The organism is Blautia sp. ZXY-1-B12, assembly GCF_056339915.1.
In genome coordinates, this window is sequence record NZ_JBWJVP010000185.1 from 1 (window position 1) to 9,299 (window position 9,299).

Consider the following 9,299-nt stretch of genomic DNA (forward strand, 5'->3'; position numbering starts at 1 on the left):
GACATATAGAAGCGCAGCAGATTGAAAACCTGTTTGCCGGAAATATCCGGAATCTTTTAATGGATGCGAAGCTGGATTATGATAAATTATATGAGATACGCCTTCGTGTAGGGCGTCCGTTGTTTTTAACTTATGACGGAGGAGAGTGTTTTTTGCGAAAACCGGGTCAGGAACAGTATCTGGTGACAACGGAAGATTTGAAAGAAACACTGGAATATGTCACAGGATATTCCCTGTATGCTTATGAGGATGAGATCAGACAGGGATTTATCAGTGTTCAGGGTGGTCACAGAGTAGGTGTGACCGGAAAGGTAGTGCTGGATCGGGGCAGGATCATGGGAATGAAATATATTTCCTGCATCAATGTCCGTCTGGCACATGAGATTCAGGGATGTGCGGATAAGGTGATGCCTTATATCCGTACAGAGAAATGGGTTGCAAATACATTGATCATTTCACCGCCAAGGTGTGGAAAGACTACGCTGCTCAGAGATATTATCAGGCAGCTCAGTAATGGATGGGCCAATACCCAGGGTCTGACAATAGGTGTGGTGGACGAGAGAAGTGAGCTGGCAGGCTGTTATCAGGGAATTCCTCAGAATGATCTGGGAATGCGTACAGATGTGCTGGACTGCTGTCCGAAATCAGAAGGTATGCAGATGCTGGTACGTTCCATGTCACCGGATGTGGTTGCAGTGGACGAGTTAGGCTGTGAAGAGGATTTCAAGGCAGTTGACTCAGTGATCCACTGCGGATGTAAGCTGATTGCGACTGCACATGGAAGCTGTCTGGAGGATGTTCTGGATCAGCCATTCTTTTATAAGCTTATGGGCGAGAAAGTATTTGAACGTTATATTATCCTGGACAAAAATGATCAGGCAGGATGTCTGAAAGCTGTATTAGATGAAAATGGAAAAGTATGCTTAGAACAGTAGGATTGTGTGTAATTGTAATTTCCGGTGTCGGTTGCGGTTTTGCCATGAGCAATGAACTTGGCAGACGCAAAAAGATGATGGAAATGATCTTACGGATGATCATCCTCCTAAGAGGAGAAATACGTTATGGAAATAAATCTCTGTACGATGCCTTTACAGGTGCTTCCGGGAAACTGGAAGGGAAGTACAGAGAATTTTTTATACTTACGGCACAGAAAATGAAAGAAAAAACAGGGGATTCCTTTGGGACAATCTTCAGAGAATCGGCCGGAAAGTGTCTGGATCTGGATTGTCTTTCGCAGGAAGAGAGAGACAGATTTTATTCACTGGGAGATCAGCTTGGTTATCTTGGACTGGATATGCAGCTAAAACAGATGGATCTGATGGAAAAGGAAACAGAATATGCGATCAGGGAACTCAGGAAAGATTTTTGTGAAAAAAGAAAATTATACCGCAGTATGGGAATATTGGGCGGAATATTTGTGGCTGTGTTTTTTTGGTGAGCATGTATTTATAATCTGTTTCTTTACTGTGTAGATTACTGTTTTGCTGTATCTGGCAGCAGAAGCCGGAAAGGAGAGACTGTGGAGGTAAGTCTTATTTTTAAAATCGCTGCAGTAGGGATTCTGGTTTCTGTTCTCTGCCAGATCCTGAAACACAGTGGAAGGGATGAACAGGCATTTCTGGTAAGCCTGGCGGGGCTTCTGATGGTGCTGTTCTGGATTGTTCCATATATTTATGAACTGTTTGAAAGTATTCAGCAGTTGTTTGTGCTGTGATTTCAAATCAACTGTTATGGCAGTTGACAGAACAGAAAGAGGTTTGAATGGCATGGATATTGTGAAAGTTTCAATCATGGGTATCTGCGGAATGATGCTTGGTTTTATTCTAAAAGAAACCAGACCGGAATTTGCTGCACTTGTGACCATGATGACGGGTTTTCTGATTCTTGGTCTTGCAGCAGGAAAAGTTTCTTATCTGTTTGAAACCATGAACAGGCTGAGAGAAAGCTTCCCCATAGACAGCAGTTATCTCACAGTTCTGGTTAAGATTATCGGGATCACATATATCGGACAGTTTTCATCTGCAATCTGCAAAGATGCCGGATATCAGATGATCGGAACACAGATCGACCTGTTCTGTAAACTGTCTGTGATGGTTCTGAGTATGCCGGTACTGCTGGCAATTCTGGATACGATTTCGGAGTTTATGATATGAGGCAGGATAAAGAGAGAAGTATCAGGGAACAGGCAGATCTGTGGAAAGGTTACTGGTGTATACTGGCATGTATACTCTTGGTAGGAAGAGTGTCATATCTTACATTCTTTCAGAATCATATAGTATCCGTATATGCCGCTGCGCAGACAGAACAGAAAGAAGATTCTTCAGTACAAGATCCTGCAGGAGAATCTAATGGAAGAGATACAGATTGATGATGTGCAGAAAATGTTGGATGAGATTATGGATGACCATGTTTTTTCTGTCAGGAAAGCACTGATGAATATCATAAACGGGGAGGAGCCTGTTTCAAAAGAGACTGTACGGAGCTTTTTGTATAGTCTCTTTTTTTCGGATATAGAGAATGAAAAAGGATTAATACTGAAACTTTTACTTGTGATTTTTATTGCAGCGGTGCTGGCGGAGTTTGCTGATGTTTTCGGAAACGGACAGGCTGGCAGTATCAGCTTTTATATTGTCTATCTTGCGCTGTTTACAATGCTTATGGAGAATTTCTCAAGGCTTGGAAGTACGCTTACAAACTGGCTTCTTGGACTGACGGATTTCATGAAAGTTCTGTCTCCGGCTTATTTTATGACAGTGGCTGCATCAACCGGATCATCAACGGCTGCTGCATTTTATGAAGGGATTTTGCTGATGATCTGGGCGGTTCAGTGGCTTCTTGCAAATCTGTTTCTGCCTGCTGTAAACCTGAGTTTGCTTCTGAAAATGGTTAATTATTTGTCAAAAGAGGAGATGCTTACAAAAATGGCAGAACTTTTGGATGTAGCTGTAAACTGGGGGTTGAAAACTCTTCTGGGAGCTATTGTTGGTCTGCAGATTGTGCGGAATATGGTGAGCCCGGTGATGGATGCCATGAAGCGTTCTGCTGTTGGCAAGGCAGCGAGTGCGATTCCCGGCATTGGAAATGCAGTGACCGCTGTAACAGAATTAGTGCTGACCAGTGCAGTGATGGTGCGAAACAGTTTTGGCGCAGTAATCGTGATCCTTCTGTTGCTGATTGGAGCAGGACCGATTATCCATTATGGAAGTCTTTCTCTGGTTTATCGTTTTCTGGCTGCGATTGCACAGCCAATTTCTGACAAAAGAGTTGTGGGAGCCCTGAGTACAATGGGGGAGGGATGTGCAATGCTTTTAAAGCTTTTGCTGACAGCAGAAGTACTTTGCATGCTGACATTCCTGATAGTTGTAGTTTCTGTATCCTGATGAACTGACAGAAAGATTGCCGGAGGAAACATATGAAAGAAGAGCTGTATTTATGGATTCGGAATCTGGCAGTATTTTATATCTTTTTCACTGCGGTTCTGAATCTGATACCTGACCAGAAGTATGAGAAATATGTACGCTTTTTTATGGGCCTGCTGCTGATTTTTATGATGAGTACCCCGATATTTTCCATTCTTGGAAAAGGTTCGGAACTGACGGAAAGTTTTCTGGATAATTTTTCTGAAGAAAACAGAGAGAAAGAACTCCGGGAATTTCAGAATATTCAGAAAGTCTATCTGGAAAAAGGTTACGAACTGGAACTGGAACAGAAAATCCGGGAAACTCTGGAAAAAAGAGGCATAGAAGTATATAAGGTGAAAGTAAATATAGAAGGGGAGGAGACGCAGGCAAACCTTGTACTGAAGACAGAAATTTCTCAGGAGGAGAGAAAGGAGCTTAAAGATGCGCTGGTGGAAGAGTGGGGACTTAAAGAAAACAGAATTTGTATCCAGATTGTCCGAAATGAATCCGGCAAAATGGGGAATCCTGTTGCTCATCGGAGTACTTCTGGCAGTAGCGGCGATGCCTGTATCCAGTAAGCAGCAAAAGAAAAATACGGCAGGAGAGCAGAGTGAAGATATGCAAAAAAATGTTCTGGAAGAGAAACTTGAAGCATTTCTTGAAAATACGGAAGGGGTGGGAAAGGTACAGGTTATCCTGATGACAGATGAGAAGAAAGACAGGCAGAGCTTCTATAATTCAGAAACCATACAGGTGACCGGTGTTCTGATTTCTGCGGAAGGTGGAGGAAATCCTGTAGTGGTCCAAAATATTCAGGAGGCGGTCATGGCATTATTTCAGGTGGATGCTCATAGAATTAGAATAATGAAAATGAAATGAGGAGATAAATGTGAAAAAAGTCATCGGAAAAAATCAGGTCATTATTACATCGCTGGCAATTCTGATTGCAGTGGCAGGATATCTGAACTTTGCAGATGTAGATCTTGGATTCAGGGATAAGGAGGCAAGTACGGACAGCAGCAGTATCCTTGAAGATGCAGGATATGATCTTACAGATGAAACTGCTCTTCTGGATGAAAATCAGGCAGATGGAGGTCTGACTGATAACAGTCTTACAGACAGTCAGGAAACGGATACTCCCGGGGAGGCTGTGTTTACGGGTTCTACAGGATTTGCCGCACAGGCAAAGATCAGCAGAGAACAGGTGCGCTCACAGAACAAGGCAGATCTGCAGGACATTATCAATAATGAAGAAATTGATGATGAAGAGAAGCAGGAGGCAATACATACGATGGTCTCGATGACAGACCTTTCAGAAAAAGAAGCGGCAGCAGAGCTTTTGCTGGAGGCGAAGGGCTTTAAGAATGTAGTTGTAAATCTTACCGGAGAAACTGCGGATGTTGTGATCCCTGAAGCAGAACTTTCTGATGCACAGAGAGCACAGATTGAAGATATTGTAAAAAGGAAAACAGGAATTGCGCCAGAAAATATTGTGATCACCCCACTGAAGGAGAGTGAAGATGCAGAAGATACAACACAGACAGATGAAACATCAGCAGATACTTCGTATGAGGAAGACAGCGAAACATCAGCACAGCCATATGAGGATACCGCAATCGATACAACTGATATTTATGACTGATATTTTGATATGAATATGCGAACATATATCTTGACAGAAAAGAGGTGCATATACTAGAATAGGAATGCTGTAAAAAAATAGAAAACGTAACTGATACCGGCTGTTGCCGGTGTTTTATGCAAACAATTATAAGAAAGCGCAACAGGAGGCTGAACGTGTCTAAGTATACGAATGAAATAGAAAAAAGAAGAACATTTGCCATTATTTCCCATCCGGATGCAGGTAAAACTACACTGACTGAGAAATTCCTGCTGTATGGCGGAGCAATCAATCTTGCCGGAAGTGTTAAAGGTAAGGCAACAGCCCGCCATGCAGTGTCAGACTGGATGGAGATCGAAAAAGAGAGAGGTATTTCCGTTACTTCCTCTGTTCTGCAGTTTCATTATGATGGTTACTGCATTAATATTCTGGATACACCGGGACATCAGGATTTCTCGGAGGATACTTACCGTACACTGATGGCAGCAGATTCTGCAGTCATGGTAATCGACGGTTCCAAGGGTGTGGAGGCACAGACCAGAAAACTGTTCAAGGTCTGCGTAATGCGCCATATCCCGATTTTTACATTTATCAATAAGATGGACCGCGATGCAAACGACACATTTGACCTTCTTGATGAGATTGAGAAAGAACTTGGCATCGCAACCTGCCCGATCAACTGGCCAATCGGTTCCGGTAAGAAATTCCGCGGTGTTTATGACCGTGATACAGAGAAAATACTTACCTTTTCTGATACACAGAAAGGTACCAAAGAAGGTGTGATCGAGGAAATCCCGTTAAGTGACAGCCGGGCAGATGAGATTATGGATCCGGAGCAGAAAGCACAGCTTCTGGATGAGATTGAGCTTCTGGACGGCGCAAGTGCAGATTTTGACCAGGAGCTGGTAAGCAAAGGTAAGCTGACACCTGTATTCTTCGGATCTGCGCTGACAAACTTCGGTGTGGAAACATTTCTGGAACATTTCCTGAAGATGACAACATCACCGCTTCCGAGAGTGTCTGATATTGGGGAAATTGACCCCATGGATGATGATTTCTCAGCGTTTGTATTTAAAATCCAGGCAAACATGAACAAGGCACACAGAGACAGAATCGCATTTATGAGAATCTGTTCCGGTAAATTTGACGCTTCCCAGGAAGTATATCATGTGCAGGGTGATAAAAAGATGCGTCTGCTTCAGCCACAGCAGATGATGGCAGAATCCCGCCATGTGGTAGATGAGGCATATGCCGGAGATATTATCGGTGTTTTTGACCCGGGTATCTTTTCCATCGGAGATACAATCTGTGCACCCGGTAAAAAGTTTGCATTCGAAGGTATTCCTACATTTGCACCGGAACATTTTGCGAGAGTCCGTCAGATTGATACTATGAAGAGAAAACAGTTTGTTAAAGGTATCAATCAGATCGCGCAGGAAGGTGCTATTCAGATTTTTCAGGAGTTTAATACCGGTATGGAAGAAATTATTGTAGGTGTTGTAGGTGTCCTGCAGTTTGATGTTCTGAAATATCGTCTGGAAAATGAATATAATGTAGATATCCGTCTGGAAACACTTCCATATGAACATATTCGCTGGATTGCAAATAAAGAAGAAGTAAAAGTGGATAAGATCATTGGAACCTCTGATATGAAAAAAGTTACTGATCTTAAGGGAAATCCGCTGCTCCTCTTTGTAAATTCCTGGAGTGTGGGTATGACAGAGGACAGAAATCCTGGCTTAATATTAACGGAATTCAGTAAATAACCCTTTTCATTTATCTGTCGATTTGGTATAATGAACAAAGATTAAAGAATCCCTCAGGAGGTTTTCAGATGGCAGAGAAAAGAATAACATATAAAATACAGGATTTAGGAGGCATTGGTGAGGTCCAGATTGCAGATGAAGTGGTCGCTATCATTGCCGGACTTGCTGCTACGGAAGTAAACGGAGTTGCTTCCATGGCAGGCAATATCACAAACGAACTGGTAAGCAAACTTGGAATGAAGAATCTTTCCAGAGGTGTTAAGGTTACTGTACTCGAAGGAGTTGTAACAGTAGACCTGAACCTGAATATCGAATATGGTAAGAACATTCTTGAGACAAGTAAGAAAGTTCAGGAGAAAGTAAAATCATCCATAGAGAATATGACAGGTCTTGAGGTTGCAGATGTTAATATTCATATTGCCAGTGTAGATATGGAGAACGAAAAAGGAAAGTAACCCTTTCCTTTTTTGTGTACTTAAGAGATATTTAGAAAGGAAAGCTGTTTATACAGCAAAAATTATGCGAAGAAGAGAGCAGAGAGAACATATTTTTAAATTACTGTTCATGACAGAATTTAATTCAGAGGAAGAGATGAGTGAGCAGCTTTCACTTTATTTTGATACTCTGGAGGAACTTTCAGAGAAAGATCAGGAGTATATGAGCCGGAAATACCGCCATGTACTTGAAAAATTAGACGAGATCGATGCACTGTTAAATGAGACAAGCAATGGCTGGAAGACAAAGAGAATGAGCCGCGTTGACCTGACTGCCCTGCGTCTGGCAGTGTATGAACTGAAATATGACAAAGATGTACCTACAGGTGTAGCTATCAATGAGGCGGTAGAGCTTGCCAAACGTTTTGGCGGTGAGACTTCCGGTTCCTTTGTAAACGGTATCCTTGGCAAGATTGCCAACAGTGAAAGCGAAGAAAAATCAGAATGAAAAACACATATTCTGTAGGTCAGGTAAACCGTTATATCAAAAATATGTTTACCCAGGATTATTTACTGCAGAAGATTTATGTAAAAGGCGAGGTGTCCAATTGTAAATATCATACAAGCGGACACATCTATTTTTCCCTGAAAGATGAGACAGGAACATTGAATTGTGTGATGTTTGCCGGACACAGACGGGGACTTGCATTTGCCATGAAAAATGGCGATAAGGTGATCGTTGGCGGGAGTGTGGATGTATATGAACGCGACGGCCGCTATCAGATGTATGCAAAGGAGATTACCCTGGAAGGTGCAGGAACTCTGTATGAGAGATATCTTGCATTGAAGCAGGAACTGGAAGATATGGGAATGTTTGCACAGGAGTACAAACAGCCCATTCCGAGATTTATCAGACGTCTGGGTGTGGTAACTGCACCGACAGGTGCGGCTGTTCAGGATATCCGCAATATTTCCTATCGAAGAAATCCCTATTTACAGATTATTTTATATCCGGCTCTTGTACAGGGGGCGGGTGCGGCAGAAAGTATTGTAAAAGGAATACAGATGCTTGATAAGACAGATGTGGATGTGATCATTGTGGGAAGAGGAGGCGGCTCTATTGAAGATCTCTGGGCGTTTAATGAAGAAATCGTGGCCAGAGCTATTTTTGAGTGCAGTACACCTATTATTTCCGCAGTAGGTCATGAAACGGATTTTACAATTGCTGATTTCGTTGCTGATCTGCGAGCTCCTACTCCTTCTGCTGCGGCAGAGCTTGCGGTGGATGATTACAGAAGTGTGATTGAAGCAGTAAGTATTTACAGGCAGCGGTTATATCGTGCAATGAGTGGTAAAATGGATCTGTACCGCAGCAGACTGGAGCATTTTCAGACAAAATTTGCTTATCTGAGTCCGGAGAACAGGCTGCGGGAGCAGAGACAGCGTCTGGCAGATCTGGAGAATGCTGTACAAAATGGAATGAACAGGAAACTTCAGGATGAGAGACACAGATTGTCTGTTTATCTGGAACGTTTTGCAGGACTTTCCCCTTTAAAGAAACTGAATCAGGGATATTCTTATGTGGCAGATAAATATAAAAAGACATTGACAAGTGTAGAACAGGTACAAAATGGGGATACCATTTATATATCTGTGACAGACGGTACGATAGAAGCAGATGTTACAGGTACGGTGAAGGAGGAGAGAATCTATGGCGAAGAAAGAAAACTGTGAGCAGTTACAGGAGGAGAAACCTCTGGAAGAGATGTTTGCAGAACTGGATCTGCTGGCTGAAAAACTGGAAAACAGAGACACATCGCTGGAGGACTCTTTTATACTGTACAGACAGGGCATGGAACTTTTGAAACTTTGCAGCGGGAAGCTGGATACAGTGGAGAAGAAAATGCTGCAGCTTAATGAGGATGGTACATTTAGTGAATTTTCAAGATGAATTAGCAAAGAGAACGGAAGAAACAGAGAAAGTGATCAGAAGCTTTCTGCCTGCAGAGGCGGGATTCGCCGGAACAATGGCTCAGGCTATGAATTACAGTATGCTGGCAGGAGGCAAGCGCCTTCG

Annotated in this window: 14 protein-coding genes; all 14 read left to right on the forward strand. The window is 42.7% G+C overall.

Annotation, left to right across the window (positions count from 1 at the left end; all coding sequences use genetic code 11):
* The coding region (spoIIIAA, locus tag AC075L_RS10345) for a stage III sporulation protein AA (RefSeq protein WP_476387618.1) at window positions 1–935 on the forward strand (935 nt) is incomplete at its 5' end.
* Window positions 920–1,438: a stage III sporulation protein AB gene (locus tag AC075L_RS10350; RefSeq protein ID WP_008704109.1), complete on the forward strand. Its 519-nt coding sequence runs from the start codon at window positions 920–922 to the stop codon at window positions 1,436–1,438. The genes spoIIIAA and AC075L_RS10350, both read left to right, overlap by 16 nt.
* Before the next feature lie 81 nt (window positions 1,439–1,519).
* A complete protein-coding gene (gene spoIIIAC / locus AC075L_RS10355; RefSeq protein ID WP_008704108.1) occupies window positions 1,520–1,714 on the forward strand; it encodes a stage III sporulation protein AC in 195 nt (64 codons plus the stop codon).
* A gap of 52 nt (window positions 1,715–1,766) precedes the next feature.
* Window positions 1,767–2,153: a SpoIIIAC/SpoIIIAD family protein gene (locus AC075L_RS10360; RefSeq protein ID WP_020994071.1), complete on the forward strand. Its 387-nt coding sequence runs from the start codon at window positions 1,767–1,769 to the stop codon at window positions 2,151–2,153.
* Window positions 2,150–2,368 (forward strand): hypothetical protein, encoded by a 219-nt coding sequence (locus tag AC075L_RS10365; protein ID WP_476387619.1) that lies wholly within the window; start codon window positions 2,150–2,152, stop codon window positions 2,366–2,368. Before AC075L_RS10360 ends, AC075L_RS10365 begins: the two co-directional genes overlap by 4 nt.
* A complete protein-coding gene (locus AC075L_RS10370; RefSeq protein WP_476387620.1) occupies window positions 2,349–3,380 on the forward strand; it encodes a stage III sporulation protein AE in 1,032 nt (343 codons plus the stop codon). The genes AC075L_RS10365 and AC075L_RS10370 overlap by 20 nt, the downstream gene beginning before the upstream one ends.
* Window positions 3,381–3,412: 32 nt before the next feature.
* Window positions 3,413–3,979 carry a stage III sporulation protein AF gene (locus AC075L_RS10375; RefSeq protein ID WP_008704104.1) on the forward strand — a complete coding sequence of 189 codons (567 nt, stop codon included), beginning with the start codon at window positions 3,413–3,415 and terminating at the stop codon, window positions 3,977–3,979.
* Between the two features lie 40 nt (window positions 3,980–4,019).
* Window positions 4,020–4,280 (forward strand): hypothetical protein, encoded by a 261-nt coding sequence (locus tag AC075L_RS10380; RefSeq protein WP_227194528.1) that lies wholly within the window; start codon window positions 4,020–4,022, stop codon window positions 4,278–4,280.
* 10 nt (window positions 4,281–4,290) lie between these two features.
* The gene (locus AC075L_RS10385) at window positions 4,291–5,043 is read left to right on the forward strand and encodes a SpoIIIAH-like family protein (RefSeq protein ID WP_020994069.1); all 753 of its coding nucleotides are present in this window, start codon (window positions 4,291–4,293) and stop codon (window positions 5,041–5,043) included.
* 155 nt (window positions 5,044–5,198) lie between these two features.
* Window positions 5,199–6,788, forward strand: coding sequence for a peptide chain release factor 3 (locus AC075L_RS10390; protein ID WP_026648457.1), 1,590 nt, complete (start codon window positions 5,199–5,201; stop codon window positions 6,786–6,788).
* Window positions 6,789–6,856: 68 nt separating this feature from the next.
* On the forward strand, window positions 6,857–7,243 hold the full coding sequence (locus AC075L_RS10395) for an Asp23/Gls24 family envelope stress response protein (protein ID WP_008704100.1): 387 nt from the start codon (window positions 6,857–6,859) through the stop codon (window positions 7,241–7,243).
* Between the two features lie 64 nt (window positions 7,244–7,307).
* Window positions 7,308–7,730 (forward strand): transcription antitermination factor NusB, encoded by a 423-nt coding sequence (nusB, locus tag AC075L_RS10400; RefSeq protein ID WP_008704098.1) that lies wholly within the window; start codon window positions 7,308–7,310, stop codon window positions 7,728–7,730.
* Window positions 7,727–8,956 (forward strand): exodeoxyribonuclease VII large subunit, encoded by a 1,230-nt coding sequence (gene xseA / locus AC075L_RS10405; RefSeq protein ID WP_022381298.1) that lies wholly within the window; start codon window positions 7,727–7,729, stop codon window positions 8,954–8,956. Before nusB ends, xseA begins: the two co-directional genes overlap by 4 nt.
* Window positions 8,934–9,173, forward strand: coding sequence for an exodeoxyribonuclease VII small subunit (gene xseB, locus AC075L_RS10410; RefSeq protein WP_025577309.1), 240 nt, complete (start codon window positions 8,934–8,936; stop codon window positions 9,171–9,173). The genes xseA and xseB overlap by 23 nt, the downstream gene beginning before the upstream one ends.
* The last annotated feature ends 126 nt before the right edge of the window (window positions 9,174–9,299 follow it).